A 20,789-nucleotide genomic window follows, 5' to 3' on the forward strand; every position below is an offset into this window, starting at 1 on the left:
TATTCTCTAATCTTTGAACTCCAATCGTTTTCAAATCTGATGCAATATTAATATTTTTGTGAGCAAACTAAAAATAACTGCGGGTATAAAAAAGGTTCTTCGGATATTATTGTTTTGTGCAACGGGAGTGGTGTTACTGGCAGGGATGCTTTATCTCCTGTTACAGACTTCGTATGTACAAACTGCGTTGGTTCAATATATTACTCAGCAGGTTAAAGCGTCTACCGGTGTTACTATTCAGATCGGCCATGTCGATTTCCGTCCGGTAAAATCTTTGGTACTGAAAGAAGTTTTATTAAAAGACTTTAAAAACGATACTTTATTATATTGCCAGGATTTGCGGGTAAAGGCAGATTCTTTCAATATCGTAAACAAGAGTTTCACGATCGGTGAAATTGTTTTGAATCAGGCTGATTTTAATTTATGGATATCGCGTGGGGAAGGATCGCCGACAAATATAGAGATGTTTCTGGATTCTTTACAGCGGGTCGCTCCTGCCGATACAGAGGGGGAGGGCGGTGAAAAACAGAGCGGTTGGTTGATGGGATTGAAGAAGGTCAGTCTGCGGGATTCCCGTTTCACTTATCGTGAAGAAGAATATGAACCGGTGGATTATGGCGTTAACTGGACGGATGTGGAATGCCGGGATTTGAATGTCGATATTACAGATTTTGACTTTGGGGATGAATATTCACAGATCGTCGTTTCCGGTTTGAGTTTTATCGAGAAGTCGGGATTGAGGATGAAGGAATTGGATGGACGGGTTCGGATCCGGGAGAGTAATTTGACGATTACGGATGCACGGATAGAACTTGAACGGAGTAGTCTCGACTTGATGAAACTGGAATTCAGCTGGACACCCGATCAGCACGACTGGCGTTATTTTACGACCCGGATGCAACAATATTATGAATTAGGGCCCTCGTCGGTGAGTTTTATCGATCTGGCATATTTTAACGGAGTGCTGAGAGGGATCGATAATACGGTGAAATGCAGCGGTATTGTCAATAACACCATCAATAAGCTGGAAGGTCATGACCTTTATTTTGAGTTAGGGGATAAAACCGTTTTTCAGGGAAGTTTTAAATCGGAAGGGTTGCCGGATGTATGGAATACACGGTTTCATATCGATTTGTATAAGGCGCATTTGAATCCCGATGATCTGGAAACCGTCTATTTGCCCTGGTTCGATAGGTATATTCCGGTTCCGGAACCTCTGCATCATTTTTCTTTTGTCGATTTCGAGTCGATTTGTTTCGAAGGTACATTATCGGATTTTATGGTGAAGGCGAAGAGTATTACTCCGGCTTTGGCAGGAAATCTGACGTTTCGTTATGCTCCTTGTCCGGACAAAAAGCCCGATTGTGATGCCATGGGTGGGGATTTTCATTTTTATCAGGTCGACTGTGGAAAGTTGTCCGGGCTGTCGATGCTGGGATACGGTAGTTTGTCCGGTAGTTATGCAGGAGTCTGGGATACCCGGGGACCTTCGTTTCATATAGATTCGAAAGTGGAGCGTCTGAATATCCATCAAGGGAATGTCAAAGATATGAAAGTGGCCATGACTTATGAGACGGGAAAGCTGGATGTGATGGCCACCGTGGAGAACGAGCAGATGCAGGGAGGGGTATTGCTGGCTTATGATTTGAGTGATTCCCTGAATTTTTTGAGTACCCGGGGACAGTTACGGATCGATGAATTGGCGGCATTCGGTTTGGATATAAAAGGGGGACAGGAGGCGCTCGAAACTTCGTTCGAGATCATTCATGCCGGGCAGGAAAATAAGAGTTTTACCAATTTATCCCTGACGGATTTCAAATATACCTGTGATACAGCTACATTCACGATAGATAAAATTAGTATGGAGGATAACCAGAAGGGAGACCATAATACTACTACTTTAAAATCGGATGTCGTGGATCTTTTTATTTCGGGAAATTTTCGGGAATTGCGCCCTGCTCCGTTTGTTTTTCGATTGATGCAAAATTATTTACCGGCTTATTCGGTACATCAGCCTAAAAAGACCCGGAAGTATCCGAAACGGAAAGAACCTGAAAAGTTCGATTTTCAATATACCGTGCAGGTAAAAGATGCCGGCCGGATTTTGCAGGTTCTCTATCCTGATTTGTATATAGCTTCGGGTACATTGATTACTTCCGATTACCGGAATGAAACCGGACAATTGCGTCTTCGCCTGACGACCGATTCGATCGGTTATGAGGATATCAGCCTGCTTCATTCCAAAATCGATCTTGTGGGGGATATGCAACGGCTGGATATGAAATATACTACCGACCGTCTCATTTATGGCAATGGATACCAGCTTTATAATGTCAGGAATGAATTAACGCTTGCGGATAACCATCTGGACAATAGATTGAGCTGGTGTAATTGGGGAGATAAGACTTATAGCGGGGAATTGTCTGCCTGTGTCGTTTTCTCTCCCGATGAAAAGTATGGTTATAACACGGAAATCCGGATTCATCCGGGAGTCATTGTGATGAACGATAGCGTTTGGCGGGTCAAGGAATCTTCGGTTTTTATCGCCGGTAAAGAGATTGATGTAAGTGACTTTTTTATACAGCGGGGAAAAGAGAGTTTGTCGGTTAACGGTAAACTCTCCGAATCTACTGAAGAAAAGCTATTCGTGAAACTCGAGAATTTCAATCTGGAGAATGTAAGCCGGATCGCTTTGAAACACCGGCCATTTTTGTTCGGAATCGCTACCGGTTCGCTGACTCTTCAGGATTATTATAAAAATTTTATGTTGATTACCGATTTTAATGTCGATAACTGGGGAATTAACCGGGATACTTTAGGATCGTTGAGCCTGCGTTCGTATTGGGATGCGGATAACAGAAACGTCATTGTCGGAGCTGAAAACAGAGTAGACGATGCTGTGCCCTTAGTGGTACAGGGGTATTATACGCCCGAGAAGGATACGATTGATGTCGGCATACATTTGGAAAAAGTGGGATTGGAGCGGTTAGGAATCTATGCTTCTGATTTTGTTACGGAGACTGCCGGGAATTTGTCCGGGAATGTGCGGATTTCAGGAAATACCTATAAGCCGGATATTTCCGGTTTTGTCTATTTCGATTCGGTAGGGATGAAAGTCAATGTTTTGAATACTAAATTTTTTGTTCACGATAGCGTTCATATCGTAAATAATCATCTGTTGTTTCGTAATTTTTATATGAAAGATATTCATGGGCAGCAAGCGGTGTTGAATGGAGAATATCAGTTTTGGGAAAATCGTTACCGCCTCGATGCCCGGTTTGAAAAGTTTATGGTGCTGAATACCGGTTTTGCAGATAACGAATCGTTTTATGGTCAGGTATATCTGAGTGGGTTGGCCGATTTGGATAACCATAATGGGGTGGATAATGTCACGATCAATGCCCGGACGGAGAATGATTCCCGTTTGTATCTTCCCTTGTCGGCAGGCATGACGGAGCAGTCCAATAATTTTTTGCATTTTGTCCATACCGGACAGCCGGAGAATCAGAAGATACAACCTAAATCGGCAGTATCGGATATTAATTTGAATGCGAACCTGGAGGTCAACGATAAGCTGAATGTACAGGTGATTTTTGACCCGACGGTCGGAGATATTCTGAAAACTACGGGAAACGGAGATATTAAGATCACTTTCGATAAAGACGGAAATCTGAATATGTTCGGGGAATATCAGATTGCAAAAGGGGATTATCTCTTTACTTTGAGCAACCTGGTGAATAAAAAATTTGTACTTACTCCCGGGGGAACGATTTCCTGGAGCGGTTCGCCTTATGAGGCAATGTTGAATATCAATGCGGTATATAATTTGAAAACGACGATTACCGAATTGTTACCGGCAGAAAAACTCTCTTCCGATGAGTCGAATCCCGATGAAAAGATCGCTACGGAATCGGGAAGAAAGGTTCCGGTGGAATGTATCCTGAATCTGAGTGATAACCTGACCAATCCGGTAGTAAAATTCGATATAAACTTCCCGACACTGGAAACCCAGAGTAAAAGTTATATCCAGAGTCTTTTTTCCAGCCAGGACGAGATTAATAAACAAATGTTTTCTCTGTTGGTATTGAATCGATTCTACCGGACAGACAATACGGGGGATTATGGTTTACAAGCCCAGACGGCAGGGGTGACGACTTTGACGGAGATGTTTTCCAATCAGTTATCCCGTTGGTTTTCACAGTTTAGCAGCAATGTAGATATCGGGTTTGCTTACCGTCGGGGAGACCGGGAAAAAGAAATGACATCGGATGAGTTCGAACTGGCTGTCTCAACTCAGCTTCTCGATGACCGGATTACGATTTCTGCTAACGGAAATATGGATGTCGGAGGTAATCGGAACGCTGCCGGGGACGAGAATCGCAAAAATAATATTGCCGGAGACTTCGATATCGAAGTGAAGTTAAATAAACAAGGATCGTTGAAAATGAAGGCTTACTCCCATACGAACGAGAAGCTGCTATATAATAATACGGAAACCATTCAGGGAGTAGGGGTGTCTTATCAGGAATCATTCGATACTTTGCGGGAACTGTTGCGGAAATATTTCGGCTTTTTACGAAAGAGAAAGTAAGCGGGATAGGTGTTCTGTCTGTTTTCACCGTTATGATAAATTCCGGTTTGAAAATGATTTTATAAAAAAAACGGGAAATTGTTTTTAATATGCTGTTTTTTTTACAAATTGCATGCTGCAAACGATTACGAACTTAAACTTTATATATTATGACAGCACAAGAATTTATAGACAGAGAAGCTCGTTACGGGGCTCACAACTATCACCCGCTACCTGTGGTACTCGAACGGGGAGAAGGTATTTATGTCTGGGATACAGATGGAAAAAAGTATTTCGATTTTCTTTCTGCTTATTCGGCTGTGAACCAGGGACATTGTCATCCGAAGATTGTGAAGGCAATGACCGATCAGGCTCAGAAACTGGCATTGACTTCGCGGGCTTTTTATAATGATGTGCTGGGAGAATGGGAAGAATTTGTGACCCGATTCTTTGGTTATGACAAGGTGTTACCGATGAATACAGGAGCAGAGGCCGATGAAACAGCGTTGAAACTCTGTCGGAAATGGGCTTATATGAAAAAGGGGGTACCCGATGGAAAGGCCAAGATTATCGTTTGTGACGGGAATTTTCATGGACGTACCATTACGATCGTTTCGCTCTCTAACGATCCCGAATCGTATGCCGGATACGGACCTTTCACTCCCGGATTCATCAAGATTCCTTATAATGATATTCCGGCTTTGGAGAAAGCACTTCAGGATCCTGATGTGGCCGGTTTTCTGTTGGAACCGATTCAGGGGGAAGCCGGTGTTTTTGTGCCGGATGAAGGATATCTGAAAAAAGCCTATGAACTGTGTAAATCCAAAAATGTCTTGTTTATTGCCGATGAGGTACAAACGGGAATTGCACGTACCGGTAGATTACTGGCTTGTGACCATGAAGGAGTACATCCGGATATCCTGGTGCTAGGTAAAGCGATGTCGGGGGGAATGATGCCGGTTTCCTGTGTACTGGCCAACGACGATATTATGCTTTGTATCAAGCCCGGCGAACATGGATCGACCTATGGGGGGAATCCGATTGCAGCCAGAGTGTCCATTGCTGCTTTGGAAGTGGTACGGGACGAAAAACTAGCCGAGAATGCGGAGAAATTGGGACAAGTGTTCCGGGATCGGATCAGTAAAATCCATTCGGATATGATCGAACTGGTACGTGGTAAAGGATTGTTGAATGCCGTTGTGATTAAGCCTAAGAACGGTAAAACCGCTTGGGATGTATGTTTGAAATTGAGAGATAAAGGCTTATTGGCTAAACCGACCCACCAGCATATTATCCGTTTTGCCCCACCTTTGGTGATCAACAAGATGGAACTCATGGAAGCCATCGGTATTATAGAAAATACGATAGCTGAATTCGAATAGCTTGACAACAGCCGGAGCATAGGTGCCGGCTGCTAAAATAAAAGACGAAGGGCGAGAGAATGCCTTTCGTCTTTTTGTATCTTTGTCGCAGGCTGATCGGTTCATACGACGGTCTGGAAAACGAATGGGTATGAAACACAATTGGAAACCGGGAACGATGATTTATCCTTTACCGGCAGTGCTGGTGAGTTGCGGTGCGACTCCCGAAGAATATAATTTGTTTACAGTGGCTTGGACTGGAACGGTTTGTACCAATCCGCCCATGTGTTATATTTCGGTAAGGCCGGAGCGGTATTCTTATCCGATCATTCGGCGACAGGGCGAATTCGTTATCAACCTGACAACCGAAGACCTGGCTTTTGCTACGGATTGGTGTGGAGTTCGTTCAGGGCGCGATTACCGGAAATTCGAAGAGATGAAACTCACGCCCGGAAAGGCCGGAGTGGTTCGGGCGCCGATTGTTGAAGAAGCCCCTGTATGCATCGAATGCCGGGTGAAAGAGATCGTCCCTCTGGGATCACATGATCTGTTTCTGGCCGAAGTGGTGAATGTACAGGCCGATGACCGGTATCTGAACCCCGAAACGGGAAAATTTGAACTCGACCGTGCAAATCCTTTGGTGTATACTCATGGGGAATATTTCGGTCTGGGCAAGAAGATCGGGAAATTCGGATGGTCCGTGGAGAAAAAGAAGAAGAAAAATAAGAAATAAGAGAAGGAATTTTAATGAAAAGATAAGATGAAAAAAATGTTTCAAACGATGTGGCTATTGGGTGTACTGGTCCTGATCGCTGCGTGCGGGGATCATTCCCGCTTTAAGTATGAGTCGGTGCCCGGAGATCCGTTGAATGCCCGGATTTATACTTTAGACAATGGCTTAAAGGTGTATATGACGGTCAATAAAGATCAACCCCGGATTCAGACCTATGTCGCCGTCCGCGCCGGTGGAAAGAACGATCCGGCAGAGACGACCGGGTTGGCCCACTATTTTGAGCACCTGATGTTCAAAGGAACGGATAGTTTCGGAACACAGAATTACGAACAGGAGAAACCGATGCTGGACCGGATAGAAGCTTTGTTCGAGGTATATCGGAAAACGACGGACGAGGCTCAGCGGACTGCTCTCTATCGTCAGATCGACAGTGTGTCTTATGAGGCCTCTAAGATCGCTATTCCCAATGAATACGATAAATTGATGGCGGCGATCGGAGCTACCGGGACAAATGCCTATACTTCTTACGACCAGACTGTTTTTGAGGAAGATATTCCTTCGAATCAGGTAGAGAACTGGGCTAAAATACAGGCCGATCGGTTTCAGCATCCTGTTATCCGGGGATTTCATACCGAACTGGAAGCTGTTTATGAAGAAAAAAATATGTCCCTGACCAAAGATAACCGTAAAGTGATCGATCAGGTGATGGCCGGTCTCTTCCCCCACCATCCTTATGGAACTCAAACCATTTTGGGAACACAGGAAAATCTGAAAAATCCGTCTATTACGAATATTAAGAATTTCTATACTCAATGGTATGTGCCTAATAATATTGCGGTTTGTCTTTCCGGAGATTTTGATCCCGATGTAATGATCGAAACGATAAACCGTTATTTCGGTGGAATGAAACCGAGTCAGAACTTGCCTGAACTGAACTTTCAACCGGAGCAGCCGATTACCTCTCCTATAGTGAAAGAAGTGGTGGGACCGGAAGCTGAAAATGTGACTTTGGCGTGGAGATTTCCGGGAGCAAACAGTGAGGACGTAGAAACCCTGAATCTGCTGGCTCAGGTGTTGTACAACGGACAAGCCGGTTTGATCGACCTGGATATCAATCAACAACAGAAAATGTTGGGAGCTGCTGCCTATCCTTTCTTATTAGCTGACTACAGTGTATTTTTAATGGAAGGAACACCTAAAAACGGACAAACCCTCGAAGAAGTACGTACATTGCTGTTGGAAGAAATCGGAAAGTTGAAAAAAGGAGAATTCGACGAGAACCTGATCGCTGCGACGATCAATAATAACAAACGCGACAGACAAAAACAATTGGAAAGCAATGAAGACAGAGCAACCTGGTTTGTCGAGTCGTTTGTCAACGGTACGAATTGGGCCGATGAAGTGGCTTCACTCGACCGGATGAGTAAAATTACCAAACAAGAGCTGATAGATTTTGCCAATACTCATCTGAAAGATAATTATGTCGTGGTCAATAAACGGCAGGGGAAAGACGAAAGTGTAAAGAAAATGACTAAACCGGCCATCACTCCGATTGTGACCAACCGGGATAAGAGTAGTGCTTTTTTGCGGGAGATCCGGACAGCACCGGTAAAACCCATCGAACCTGTATTTGTCGATTTTTCAAAAGATATGGCTCAAGGAAAACTCAAATCCGATATTCCTTTGTGGTATAAGAAAAACCCGACGAACGACCTGTTCTCTTTAACTTATGCTTTTGAGAAAGGAAATAATGAGGATCGTTATCTTTCCACTGCTGCCGGCTATCTGGATTATTTGGGTACTTCCGAATTGAGTCCGGAACAGGTGAAGGAAGAGTTTTACCGTTTGGCTTGTGATTTTGGTATTCGTCCGGGAGCTGACCGTACCTATCTCACTATTTCGGGTTTATCCGAAAATATGGGAGAGGCGATTCAATTGGTCGAATCTCTGCTGGCAGATGCTCAACCCAATCCGGAAGTACTGGAAATTATGAAAGGTGATATTCTGGAAGGGAGAGCGAATACAAAATTAAATCAGCAGGCAAATTTCAGAATGCTGATGCAATATGGTTTATACGGACCGAAATCGCCTGCGACCAATGTGCTTTCGGCTGATGAAATACAAAATTTAAAGTCGGAAGAGCTGTTGGCCCACCTTCGTGATCTGAGCAAGACCGAACATACTGTCCTTTATTACGGCCCGAAGACCCAGGAAGAAGTTGTGGCAGAAGTGAATCGGTACCATCAGGTGCCTGAAAAGCTGATCGCTGCAGATAAGGCTTCGCTTTTTAAGATCAGAGAAACCGGAGAAAGTAAGGTTTTGTTAGCTCCGTATGCTGCTGCTCAGGTATATATGGCTGCTATTTCTAACCGGGGAGAAAAATTCGATCCGAATATTTATCCGGTAGCTACCTTATATAACGAGTATTTCGGGGGAGGTATGAATTCGATCGTATTCCAGGAATTGCGTGAAGCCCGGGGATTGGCTTATTCGGCATCTGCCGGTTTGGGTGAGCCTTCCCGTCTGGACAAGCCTTATATTTATTCTACTTTTATCGCTACTCAGAATGATAAGATGGGAGATGCTTTGACTGCATTCGATGAAGTTATCAATCATATGCCTGAGTCTGAAGCTGCCTTTAATCTGGCAAAAGAAGCTTTGATTGCCCGGTTACGGACCGACCGGATTACCGGAGCCGGAATTTTCGATGCCTATCAGGAAGCAAAGGACCTGGGATTGGACAGTGACCGCCGGAAAATGTTATTCGACGATTTGCAGAAACTGACCCTGGATCAGGTAAAGGATTTTCAGGAAAAATGGGTGAAAGACCGCAAATATACCTATTGTGTATTGGGAGATGAAAAAGAATTGGATATGAAAAAATTATCTTCTTATGGTCCCGTAGAGCGACTGACTACCGAACAGATTTTTGGGTATTAGAGAGTTGCTGAGTTAAAAGAGTTACTGAGTTGCTGAGTTAAAAGAGTTACTGAGTTGCTGAGTTAAAAGAGTTACTGAGTTACATGAGGGAGGGAAGAGGTTGTATAGGGGCGGTTAAATCCTTGCGATCTCTGTAACTTCTGTAACCTTTGTAACTCTTTATCACTGACTCAAAATAAATTTGAAACCCCATTCCTTTGTACTATCTTTGTTGAGCAGATCTAATAGGGGAAAGTAATGAAATTTAATTTAATATTGAGTTGTTTCGTGGCCATTCTGGCTTTGGTAAATCCGATACAGAAGGTGTTGATCGTCACGTCTTTGCAGGAACGTTTTTCTCCAACCGAGTTACGGTATATTTCGATTAAATCGACGATTACGGCAATGCTTATTCTGATTTTTTTTCTTTATCTGGGACAGGTGACTTTTAGTTATGTTTTTCGGGTCGAGCTTTACTCTTTTCAGATTACTTGTGGGGCTGTGCTGATGTATAACGGTTTGTCCGGTTTGTTGAAAGGATTTTTTATGAAAGTGGATGAACATATTAAGATTGCCGATTTAACCACTGTACCTATAGCTATTCCGATGATTGCCGGACCTGCTACGATTACTGCTGCAGTTACTTTCCCTGTTCAGTATAGCCGTTTTGTCACGATCGTTGCTATTTTACTGGCTTTAGCTGTGAACCTTTTCTTTATGCTGAAAGCCCGAAGGATCGGTAGTTTTCTGATTAAATATAATTTTATGAATCCTTTGATCCGGATTATCGGATTGATCGTTGCTACGATCGGCCTTCAAATGGTATTCGACGGTATTACTTTATTTATTAAGACATTAGCCTGAACGATCAGGTACAGCCTCGGAAATAAAACCGATGATTTTCAAATATGGGTTCGATTAATTCGAAGCGGATGAATTTTGCCAGTGTATTTTCTGCTTTTATCCGGGGAATACGGGCCAGACGACAATACTGATTAAGGGTTATAGCCGGATGGGTTGTGAGATAATCCAATAGTAATCGTTCTTGTTCTGTATAATGAAGAAAGGAACCTTTTGGGGTCCCTTCTTGTTGCCAGACTTTTAAATGTACCGGAGTAGCGAGGATATTCTCGTCTTTTATACGGATATAAGCCCAGCATTTATTTGTCTGATCTTTGGCATAATAAGGTTTGGTTGTTCCGGGAGGTACAATGACTTCCAACACAGTGTGTCCGTCGATATCGTGAATCTGCATTTGACAGTTTACCTGAGGTTGGCAATACAATTTTGCTGCTGCCTCGATCATGTAAATTTCCTCCTCCGAACGCACTCCTGCAATTTTTCCGTTATCTTTCACCCCAATAAGCAAGCGCCCTCCGTCCGTATTGGAAAAAGCCGATAAAGATTTGGCTATTTTCCGTGCATCCGAGATCTCGAATTTGAAATCCTGTTGTTGGTGCTCTCCTTCTTCTATCAGTTTATAAATATAATCTTTACTGTTCATGGTATAGAGTTGCTGAGTTATAGAGTTGCTGAGTTGCTGAGTTAAAAGAGTTGCTGAGTTAAAAGAGTTGCTGAGTTGCTGAGTTGCTGAGTTATAAAGTTGTTGAGTTGAAAGAGTTTGTTATTGGATTGGTGTGACCCCTGAGTGCATAGGCTAATGTTTGTAGTCATATATTTACTTTAACAATGTGTTGCAAATATGATCTTGCTTTGTATTTAAATTATTAAGCTAATGCCTTGTAACTCTTCTAACTCTTCTAACTCTTCTAACTCAATAACTTAATAATTCAGAAACTCAAAAACTCAAAAACTTAGTAACTCAGTAACTCTTTTAACTCAGTAACTCTTTTAACTCAGTAACTCTTTTAACTCAGCAACTCTACAACTCATTCAATCTTCACTTTTCCTCCCGGTAAAATAGCCTGTATACTATTGTCGTACATAGCTGAACAATAAATTGCCGGTAACATATATTCTCCGCGGAACGCTGCATTGCAACGGAAACGGAAAGTCTTAGACTGATTTTGTTCCAAGCTGAAATAGACATAAAAACGGTCGTCCCGGATATCGACATATTCTGCCTCTTTCCAGGCACTGGTGTTTCCGGTAAGACGGTCATTGATGATCTCGAAGCCGGAAGGTACCGGATAGTTTAAAGCCAGTTCCTGATAAGTACCGGTCAGGCCCGTGTTTTTGATTGTAATTTCGGTTGTAATGTCTTCCCCCTGTTGCAGCTGTTCGATGTTGAGCGGAGTACCTTTGTCATTATAATAACGCACATGCATCGACATTCCGGACATAACTTTTTCCTTGACTACTTCCAGAGGGGCGGAACTATTGATCTGACGGACAAAAAGTGAACCTTGACCGTTGTTCGTCACCGTAACCGAAGCTTTGTCACCCTGCAAAACGAGTTGTTTTTGCCAGATTGTCTTGTCGGTTTTGACGTTTTCGTTACCTGAATTTGTTTTTACTGTGATATCGATTCCTTTTTGGCTGCCCAGGTATTTTTGTACGAACTGGGCGGCTGCATAAAGAGCGAAAGAGGTTTCCTGGGTACTGTACCAATTGCCGGATCCCATGGCTTTAGAAATCTTCTCTAACATGCGGTAAGCATCTTGTTGCATGTTCAGGATGACCATCGATTGCAGAATCAGGGCATTGTCCCGGGTAGTAGAACCGAACGTTCCTCCCGTTTCCCGGTAAGGGGTGACTTCGAAGGACAGATCGCGTATCATTTTCGTAGCGATTTCCTGTTGATTACTTAAAGCATAAGCGGAGGCCAGCAGCCATTGTGAAACCGGACGTTGCAAGCGGGTCTCTTTCAGTCGGTTCATGGCTGCCAGATCGGGTTTACCGGCTAAAGCCAATACATACAAACGATAGGCTTGGTCTTGCTGTGACCACGGTTCTGTGCGGTTCCAGCTGTTAGCCACCTGACGCATATAGTTCGTGGCATGCTGTAACATCTGAATCGGGACTGCATAGCCTTGTTTTTGGGCATTTGCCAGGAAATTTACAGCATAAGAGGTAGCCCATTCCGAAATATACGGCTCTCCAGGCCAGTAAGCAAAGCCTCCTTCCGGGGTCTGATAACTTCTCAGACGGTTGATGACTTCTCTGACGTTATTTTCTGCCGTGATCTGTTGTTCCGGGCTTAATGCCAGAAGCCAGGATAAAGCTAATTGCGGAAATGCCTGTGAAGTGATTTGCTCTGCACAGCCATGAGGGTAGTCGAGCAAGTAACTGAGGCGTTGTTCCAGGTTTAACGGTGGGATAGAGGATACCTCCAGGACAGAAAGCGGTTCGGTTCCTGTAATGCGGGTATCGAAAGAAACAGTCTCTCCTGCTTTAGCTTCTTTTTCTTCGATCTCTGTCATTCTCGGATTAGGAATACGTACCTGAACATCCTCGGTGACAATAGCTGTTTCATTGCCCGATGTCGCTTCTGTCCGAAGTGTCGACATCCCGGTTTGGCTATTGATCCGAGCCTTAAAATAGACAACTTGTTCTCCTTTTTTATCGAATTGGATGTGTTGTTCTTTTTCTCCTGTCAGGGTGATTTTGTCGTCGGTAGTCATCTTTACGGTGACTTCCCGGATATGATCTTTCAGGACAAAAACGGTAACCGGAATATCGATGACATCTCCCGGTGTGAACAGACGGGGAAGGGCAACCGATACCATGAGGGGTTTATTTACCGTACTGTTGACACTGGCTGCTCCATATTGTCCATTGGTAGCTGCAATGACCATCGTCCGTACTTCGCCGATATATTCCGGCATTTTGAAGGTGTGTTTTTGAGTAGCTCCGGCTTTCAAACTGAAAGGACCGTCGAATAAGACGACCGGTTTGAACCGGTTGGTCTTTTCGTCCTGTAAATCCTTCAAGGCTTCGTCGCCACCCACAGCAAAAGCTTTATCCAGACGGGCTCCATAAGCACCGTAGATATAGTCGTAGAAATCCCAGGTTTTTACGCCCAGGGCTTCCCGTGCATAGAAAGCAGCAAAGGGATCCGGAGTACGGAAAGTGGTCAGCGAAAGCAGTCCTTCGTCGACTATCGCAATGGTGTAATTCATCGCCTTGCCGTCTTTTTCAGAAACTTCCACATTGAACTCTTTTCCCGGTCGGAGTTCCTGAGCCATTTTGATCTTCGGATTCAAATGGAGAGCCGGGTCTTCTACATGGATATTGACAACTCCATACATTCGGATCGGACGGTCGTTGTCCCGGTTGTTGTGAGGTTGAAGCAGAGTGACTGCAATGTATGTATTGGGACACATCTCGCTGGTGGCCTCCAACTCGAAGGTGGTGTTACCGGCAGAGGTATTGATCCGTTTCATGTTGCTGACGGTTTTCCCGTTTTCAAGGCTGACGATGGCTACACTACCTGTTGCTGAAGGAATTGTAACTTTTATCTTTTCGCCGACGCGGTAAGATTTTTTGTCGCTGCTCAGGTGTAAGGTGGTCGCTGCAGTTTGATCGGCGTTATCCGACCAGCTACCGAAATAGGCGATTAAACCGGAGGTATGCCCCGAAGGATCGGTGGCCCGGATAAAATAACGTCCATATTTCGGGATGTGAAGGTCCAACTGAAAACGACCGTCGGTGGCTTTGACTTTCTGGCTCAATACACTGCTACTATATTCCCGGTTGACATAAGATCCCAGGTTTTCATCTTCCGAATCCCACCACCAATGCCAGTCGAGTTTATATACTTCAATCTGAATGGTCGCATTTCCTGATTGTTTTCCTGTTGGGGTAACCGTAACGCCTTGTAATCGAACAGGTTGCTCGGTGGAGTACCAATTATCGTCATTTTCAGGTAGACGTATTCCTACATATTCATCGTAAGGGGAATAGCGGATACTTTGTGAGCTGATACTGAAATCCCCACCGTTTTCAAATACCCGGGTGGTGAAGACTGCATTTAATATTCCGGGAGCATCTTCGGTTTTGATCTTGTTCAGGCTGAATGAAAAATTTCCCTGCTGGTCGGTTTGCCCGTCGAATAGGGTTTCTGTCGAAGGTTCGAAATACCTGGATTTATCGGAAAAACGATAATCCGGAAATTCGGAGAAACCTGCATCGGCATGGTATAAACGTACCTCTGTGATCGCTTTTTGATTGGAAGTCGGTGCTCCGTTCAGCCATTTGGTCTTCACTTCTACAGGTTTCAGGGAAACACCGGTACCGATAATTTTATCGTTAGGAAATAACATTTGTATAGCCAGACGGTTCGGTTTCACTGTTTCGATGCGTAATGTCTGTTTGAAAGTCAGGCCACCGATACGGAAGAGGACATGCCAATAACCGGTTTGGTCTTCGGGTTCGGTTTTGAAGGTAAAACAATGGATATTATTGGGAGTAATCGCTCCTTTTAAAGTTTGGGTAATATGCCCGTTGGGATCGACCAGTTGTGCAACGATCGGGTGACCTTCCGGTAAGACACCGAGCTTGTCCTCCAGGATCAGGGATAAATAGATTTCATCTCCCGGACGCCATACCCCCCTTTCACCATAAATGAATCCTTTTACCTCCATTTGTACATGTTGTCCGCTGACGTCGAAGTTACTGAGGGATAGAGCACTGTTTTCTGCTAAACGCAACCAGGCTTTGTCTTTACCCTTCTGTGCCAGTACGATAAAGCCCGGAGATGCCGGTTTTAAATACGCGAATCCTTCTTTATCGGTCCTTGCCGAATCGATCTTTTGATTCTGATAATTGTAAAGACTGATGTTGCAGTTCGGAATCGCTTCAGCGGTACTGAGATCGGAAACGCATACGACATACTGATTGTCGGCTCCTTGTTTGGCCATAATTCCCAGTGAAGTATTGATGATATTGCGGGCTGCAAACCGATCACCGGTGTAGTAGGAGATATGACAAGGATTTTCGCGCTGTTCCCAGTCGAAACCGGATGGATAATAATATTCGCTGTAGTAGGAACCCGGGTTGTCCCAGTCCGTATCCCCATAATTCGAGTCGGGACTTTCATCGGCACAGGAAAGAATGGTATATGATTTCTTGAATTTCAGTCTGAAACGATAAATATTACCTTTCTCCAGATTGACCAGATCGCTTAAGTCGATGGTAAAGTCATTCCATTTATCGAGGTCGATATGGGGATGATCTTTTTTCAGATCGATTTTTTTCATAAATACCGGTCGGGCTGTACGGGTCAGTTCGCTGCGGTCGTCATAAGAATTTTCTTGCAGGAAAAAGTTCATGTTTTGGTCGAGCACCTGAATGATTTCAAGGTCGACGGCTTGCAGTCCGATAGCAGAAAAAGGAATGAGTACCTGATTGTTGCCCGGGACGATGATCCCCTTGCCGATGAGTTGTACTTGTGGTTTGGTGCTGGAGAGACGTACCGACCGGATATATTCGGTATGCAACGTATTACCGTTGGCACTGCGTATCCCGGCATGGATAGTCAGATTCGGTTGACTATTCTCGATAGCGTTACCCGGATAAAGGTAAATGATGTTATCCGATATTTTGTAATTCAGGGTAGAGGCTCCTTCCAGGCTGAACAAACCTTTTAAATCCTGGTTCGGATCGATATTCTCCGACATATAGATACGGATTACCGGTGGTTCACTGTCACTGGCTTTGACATTCAACACCGTGAAATCATTCAGACCGGGGATGGAGATCTCGGTGCCGTCGGTTGCTTTAATGTCTTTACTGAATTTTAAATTCAGTGTTTTACTTTCTTTTTCTTTTAACAGATGGCGGATAGCGAAATAATGCCGGTTACCCTGATGATTCCATTCCGGTGTGACGGATTGACCGTTATAGGTGGCCGTCAGTTTTTGTTCCATTTCTGTCGGATCGGTTTCATCCGAACTTTGCAACATCCCCTGATATTGTAATTCATTTTCATGATCGGGTTCGCTGATCAGAACACCGGGTTCGAAAATCGTAACCAGCGGGACAATATCGAATTCAAAGTTGAATTTCTCATAAGGCTTGGGGACGTTACAAAGTGCTCCCAGATTGAACGTGACTTTGTATGTCGTACCGTTTTTGAAACGTTCTGCCGGAATGAATTCTATACTATGGTTATCTTTTAGAATCAATTCCCCTTTTATAGCCGGAGATATCCTGAATAAATCGGCCGGGAGGGTACTACCGGCCTGGAAACCTTTATCGGACGGTTGACCCAGATAGACCGAAAGGGAAGAAGAGGACTTGATGACTCCACTCGTATAACCGGTGATGTATTTACTGAAATCGGTTTTTTCTTTGTTTGTACAGCCTGTCAGCAATAGAACAGCCATAAAAAATAGTGCCGCTAGGTTCATCCTGTGTATCATGGCGCAAGGGTATTTGTTTATAACAGATTATTTTATACCTGAATATTACGTTTCCAGCCTGTTCTGGATACGTTTTTCAATTTATTGTCTAACAAAATTAGAGAATTATCTTACAAAGATACTGGGTGAAGGGGTTTATTTTTATATTTTTGTCAAAATAAATCAAAGTGCTCAGAGTATATAGATCATTGTAACCTTTAGGGGCAGGAGTCGTTAAAAATAGGAATTGATCTGAGCAAACTTTCGTAACAAAGAAAATTGCAAATATGAGAATAGCTGTTGTAGGAACCGGATATGTTGGACTTGTTTCCGGTACTTGTTTGGCAGAAACCGGAGTCACCGTTACCTGTGTAGACGTCGATGCTTCGAAGATCGATAAGCTGAATCAGGGAGGAATTCCGATTTACGAACCCGGTTTGGCTGAGCTGGTGATCAAAAACCGGGCCAACGAAAGGTTGTTCTTTACTACTTCTTTAAAAGAAGCCTTGGTAGATGCCGATGCTGTTTTTATTGCAGTAGGTACTCCCCCCGATGAGGATGGTAGTGCCGATTTGTCTTATGTTATAGGAGTGGCGCATGAGATCGGGTGTTTGATCGAGGAATATGTAGTGGTGGTGACCAAATCCACTGTACCGGTGGGGACGAACCGGAAAGTGAAATTGGCTGTCCAGGAAGAGCTGGATAAGCGGGGAGTAGAAGTAGTGTTCGATGTCGCTTCGAATCCTGAATTTTTAAAAGAAGGGGATGCGGTAAACGATTTTATGCGGCCTGACCGGGTGGTGATCGGTGTAGAATCGGCCCGGGCGGAAAAAGTGATGGAACGATTGTATCATGCTTTTGTCCTGAATAATACTCCCATTTATTTTATGGATATTCCCTCTGCGGAGATGACGAAATATGCTGCTAATTCGATGTTGGCTACCCGTATTTCATTTATGAACGATATCGCTAATTTGTGTGAGATCGTCGGTGCTGATATCGAGGCGGTGAAAAAAGGGATCGGGAGCGATACCCGGATCGGTAAAAAATTCCTGAATGCAGGTTGTGGATATGGCGGGTCTTGCTTCCCGAAAGATGTGAAGGCCTTGATCCGTACCGGAGACGAATATGGTTATGGAATGGAATTGTTGAAAGCGGTAGAGCGGGTGAATGAGAGGCAAAAGACGGTTTTATTCGATAAGATTCAGAAACATTATGAAGGAAATGTAAAAGGAAAGCATTTCGGACTTTGGGGATTGTCGTTTAAGCCGGCAACCGATGATATGCGGGAGGCTCCTTCTCTGGTACTGATCGGCCAATTGCTGGAAGCGGGAGCGACCGTCAAAGCTTTCGATCCGGTTGCAATGGAAGAAGCCAAGCGCCGGCTGGGCGACCGTATCGGGTACGCTGCCAATATGTACGACGCTTTAACGGATGCCGATGCCATGATTATCGTGACCGAATGGCAGGAATTTAAAGTTCCGAAGTTTACTTTTATAGAGAAAGCCTTGAAAGAAAAAGTCATCTTCGATGGACGTAATATTTACAATCCTGAACAAATGAGAGAATTTGGATACACCTATTATGGGATAGGGAAAAATCGATAATATGCATATTCTTTTTATAGTAAATCCGATATCGGGGCTAGGCCTTGGGAAAGAATTGCCGGAGAAGATCCGTCGGATTCCGGAGTATGATTCTATTCCTTATGATATTGTATTTACCGAGTATGCAGGACATGCCCGTAAATTGGTCGAAGATGCCCGGCAAGAAGGAAAATATACTCATATTGTAGCGGTTGGGGGAGATGGTACAGTGAATGAGGTGGGAGGAGCTTTGTGTGGTAGTGATGTTGCTTTTGGGGTCGTTTCTCTGGGGAGTGGCAATGGTTTTGCCCGGCATTTGGGTTATTCGGTTTTTATGACCAAGGCATTGAAACAGGTACTGACCGATCAATTCGCTCAAATCGATGTGTTGGAGATGAATGGCAAGTATTCGCTGAATGTCAGTGGGGTAGGATTCGATGCCGAGGTGGCCCATGAATTTAACCATTTGAAATTGAGGGGAGTATTTTCTTATATTTATGCGGCTATTAAACTATGGTTCCGTTATCCGGAAAAGAAATACAAGATCACCGGCAACGGCAAAGTCATGAAGGTAAATTGTTTTATCCTTAGCTTTGCCAATAGTTCCCAATACGGCAACAATGCCTATATCGCCCCTCATGCTTCGGTGCGGGACGGTTTGATGGATATCTGCATCCTGAAACGGCCGGCTTTCTTCGAGATCCTGTGGTTTTTACTTTTCTTCATCAATTCGAAACTGTACAAATTGTCCTATTATAAGGAAATTCAGTGCGAGGAAGCTATCGTAGAAGGCGATATCGAGCGTGTACATATCGACGGGGATGCCTATATCATGCATTCGCCGATTCACCTGAAAATGCATAAGGGCATACTGAAAGTTGTCGTTCCCAAGAAAATAGACTGATTTATTGGGAGTCTATTCCAAGTTCTTTCGCTACTTTGAACATATATTCCCGGGCTTCTTCGTAATTGTTACCGATAATTCCATCCAATATCGCCTCTTTAATTGCATTTTTGATATCCCCGATAGTTTTACAGGGAGGCAGATGGAAAGTGGCGATGATTTCTTCACCGCTGATGGGGGGCTGGAAATTCCGGATCGAATCTTTTTCTTCCACCTCTTTGAGTTTGCGGCGTACCGTCTTGAAATTTTCGAGAAAACGCTTTACTTTCTCTTCGTTTTTTGAGGTGATATCGGCTTCGGCCAGGGTCATCAGGTCGTCGATATCGTCGCCGGCATCGAACAATAACCGCCGTACCGCCGAGTCGGTCACGGTTTCTTCCGACAAAACGATAGGACGCATGTGCAGGTTGACCAGTTTCTGTACATACTTCATTTTTTCGTTTTGAGGGAGTTTTAAACGGTTGAATATTTTACCGACCAGGCGTTCACCCACGTGATTATGCCCATAAAAGGTCCACCCCTGTCCCTGAATGTATTTTTTAGTCGCCGGTTTGCCGATATCGTGCAACAGAGCGGCCCAGCGTAACCACAAGTCCTGACTGTACAGCGATAAGGTGTCCAGGACGGTCAGTGTATGATAGAAATTATCTTTGTGTTTGACTCCCTGTACACGGTCTACACCTTTAAGCGCGGTCAGTTCCGGGAAGAAGATTTCCAATAATCCGGCTTCGTCCAATAAACGGATACCCCGGGATGGTTCGGGGGAAAGCATGATTTTATTGAATTCATCCATAATCCGCTCCATCGATACGATCGGAAGACGGTGACGGTATTCGGCTATGGCCTGGAAGGTATTTTCCTCGATTTGAAAATTCAATTGTGAAGCAAAACGAATGGCTCGCATCATGCGTAGGGGATCGTCCGAGAAGGTGAGGCCCGGGTCCAGGGGTGTTTTGATCAGGCGTTCCTCCAGATGCTGCAAGCCTCCGAAAGGATCGATCAAAACTCCGTAATTCTCCTGATTCAAGGAGATAGCCAGTGCATTGATCGTAAAATCGCGGCGTTTTTGGTCGTCGTCGATCGTTCCTTCTTCGACGATGGGTTTACGTGAATTAGCCCGGTAGGACTCTTTGCGGGCTCCGACAAACTCGATCTCCATACCTTTATACCGGAACATGGCAGTACCGAAGTTTTTAAATACCGATACCCGCAGATTACCTAACCGCCGGGCAGCAGTTTCGGCTAGCTCGATACCACTGCCGTGAACGACAATGTCGATATCTTGGGAAGGACGCTGTAATAACAGGTCACGGACATAGCCACCGATGACATAGGCTTCTATGCCTTTTTCGGCGGCTATCCCGGAAAGTATTTTAAAAATCGGATGCTTCAACGGTAATTGCATGTCGTCT

10 protein-coding genes are annotated in these 20,789 nt (G+C 44.3%); 7 read left to right on the top strand and 3 right to left on the bottom strand.

Features of this window, described 5'->3' with window-relative positions; genetic code table 11:
* The first annotated feature begins 58 nt into the window (after positions 1-58).
* The 5 genes from WS42_RS03460 to WS42_RS03480 all read left to right on the top strand — a co-directional run bounded on the left by WS42_RS03460 (position 59) and on the right by WS42_RS03480 (position 10,447).
* The gene (locus WS42_RS03460) at positions 59-4,591 is read left to right on the top strand and encodes a translocation/assembly module TamB domain-containing protein (RefSeq protein ID WP_195427009.1); all 4,533 of its coding nucleotides are present in this window, start codon (positions 59-61) and stop codon (positions 4,589-4,591) included.
* Positions 4,592-4,740: 149 nt separating this feature from the next.
* Positions 4,741-5,952 (top strand): ornithine--oxo-acid transaminase, encoded by a 1,212-nt coding sequence (gene rocD / locus WS42_RS03465; RefSeq protein ID WP_013611659.1) that lies wholly within the window; start codon positions 4,741-4,743, stop codon positions 5,950-5,952.
* Positions 5,953-6,082: 130 nt separating this feature from the next.
* The gene (locus tag WS42_RS03470) at positions 6,083-6,664 is read left to right on the top strand and encodes a flavin reductase family protein (protein WP_046402438.1); all 582 of its coding nucleotides are present in this window, start codon (positions 6,083-6,085) and stop codon (positions 6,662-6,664) included.
* 27 nt (positions 6,665-6,691) lie between these two features.
* Positions 6,692-9,604 carry a M16 family metallopeptidase gene (locus WS42_RS03475; RefSeq protein ID WP_046450751.1) on the top strand — a complete coding sequence of 971 codons (2,913 nt, stop codon included), beginning with the start codon at positions 6,692-6,694 and terminating at the stop codon, positions 9,602-9,604.
* Between the two features lie 237 nt (positions 9,605-9,841).
* Positions 9,842-10,447: a MarC family protein gene (locus WS42_RS03480; protein WP_013611656.1), complete on the top strand. Its 606-nt coding sequence runs from the start codon at positions 9,842-9,844 to the stop codon at positions 10,445-10,447.
* A 4-nt stretch (positions 10,448-10,451) separates the two neighbouring features.
* Here WS42_RS03480 and WS42_RS03485 read toward each other — a convergent pair whose 3' ends face one another.
* Positions 10,452-11,087: an AlbA family DNA-binding domain-containing protein gene (locus WS42_RS03485; protein WP_013611655.1), complete on the bottom strand. Its 636-nt coding sequence runs from the start codon at positions 11,085-11,087 to the stop codon at positions 10,452-10,454.
* 385 nt (positions 11,088-11,472) lie between these two features.
* Entirely contained in the window at positions 11,473-16,872 is a 5,400-nt protein-coding gene (locus WS42_RS03490; RefSeq protein WP_286728210.1) for an alpha-2-macroglobulin family protein, read from the bottom strand.
* A gap of 302 nt (positions 16,873-17,174) precedes the next feature.
* Here WS42_RS03490 and WS42_RS03500 point away from each other — a divergent pair, with 302 nt between their 5' ends.
* Both WS42_RS03500 and WS42_RS03505 read left to right on the top strand, forming a co-directional pair.
* The gene (locus WS42_RS03500; RefSeq protein ID WP_013611653.1) at positions 17,175-18,494 is read left to right on the top strand and encodes a UDP-glucose dehydrogenase family protein; all 1,320 of its coding nucleotides are present in this window, start codon (positions 17,175-17,177) and stop codon (positions 18,492-18,494) included.
* Between the two features lies 1 nt (position 18,495).
* Positions 18,496-19,377 carry a diacylglycerol/lipid kinase family protein gene (locus WS42_RS03505; protein WP_013611652.1) on the top strand — a complete coding sequence of 294 codons (882 nt, stop codon included), beginning with the start codon at positions 18,496-18,498 and terminating at the stop codon, positions 19,375-19,377.
* A gap of 1 nt (position 19,378) precedes the next feature.
* Here the strand turns inward: WS42_RS03505 and WS42_RS03510 are convergent, their stop codons facing one another.
* Positions 19,379-20,782 carry a CCA tRNA nucleotidyltransferase gene (locus WS42_RS03510; protein ID WP_022160224.1) on the bottom strand — a complete coding sequence of 468 codons (1,404 nt, stop codon included), beginning with the start codon at positions 20,780-20,782 and terminating at the stop codon, positions 19,379-19,381.
* Positions 20,783-20,789: the final 7 nt, after the last annotated feature.

Source organism: Odoribacter sp. N54.MGS-14, from assembly GCF_000980295.1.
GTDB lineage: Bacteria > Bacteroidota > Bacteroidia > Bacteroidales > Marinifilaceae > Odoribacter > Odoribacter splanchnicus.

What these genes read in the sequence shown, in the direction of transcription:
- WS42_RS03485 (WP_013611655.1), bottom strand. Translation starts at nt 11,087, where the DNA reads ATGAACAGTAAAGATTATATTTATAAACTGATAGAAGAAGGAGAGCAC.
- WS42_RS03505 (WP_013611652.1), top strand. Translation starts at nt 18,496, where the DNA reads ATGCATATTCTTTTTATAGTAAATCCGATATCGGGGCTAGGCCTTGGG.
- WS42_RS03510 (WP_022160224.1), bottom strand. Translation starts at nt 20,782, where the DNA reads ATGCAATTACCGTTGAAGCATCCGATTTTTAAAATACTTTCCGGGATA.
- WS42_RS03490 (WP_286728210.1), bottom strand. Translation starts at nt 16,872, where the DNA reads ATGGCTGTTCTATTGCTGACAGGCTGTACAAACAAAGAAAAAACCGAT.
- WS42_RS03480 (WP_013611656.1), top strand. Translation starts at nt 9,842, where the DNA reads ATGAAATTTAATTTAATATTGAGTTGTTTCGTGGCCATTCTGGCTTTG.
- WS42_RS03470 (WP_046402438.1), top strand. Translation starts at nt 6,083, where the DNA reads ATGAAACACAATTGGAAACCGGGAACGATGATTTATCCTTTACCGGCA.
- WS42_RS03475 (WP_046450751.1), top strand. Translation starts at nt 6,692, where the DNA reads ATGAAAAAAATGTTTCAAACGATGTGGCTATTGGGTGTACTGGTCCTG.
- rocD (WP_013611659.1), top strand. Translation starts at nt 4,741, where the DNA reads ATGACAGCACAAGAATTTATAGACAGAGAAGCTCGTTACGGGGCTCAC.
- WS42_RS03500 (WP_013611653.1), top strand. Translation starts at nt 17,175, where the DNA reads ATGAGAATAGCTGTTGTAGGAACCGGATATGTTGGACTTGTTTCCGGT.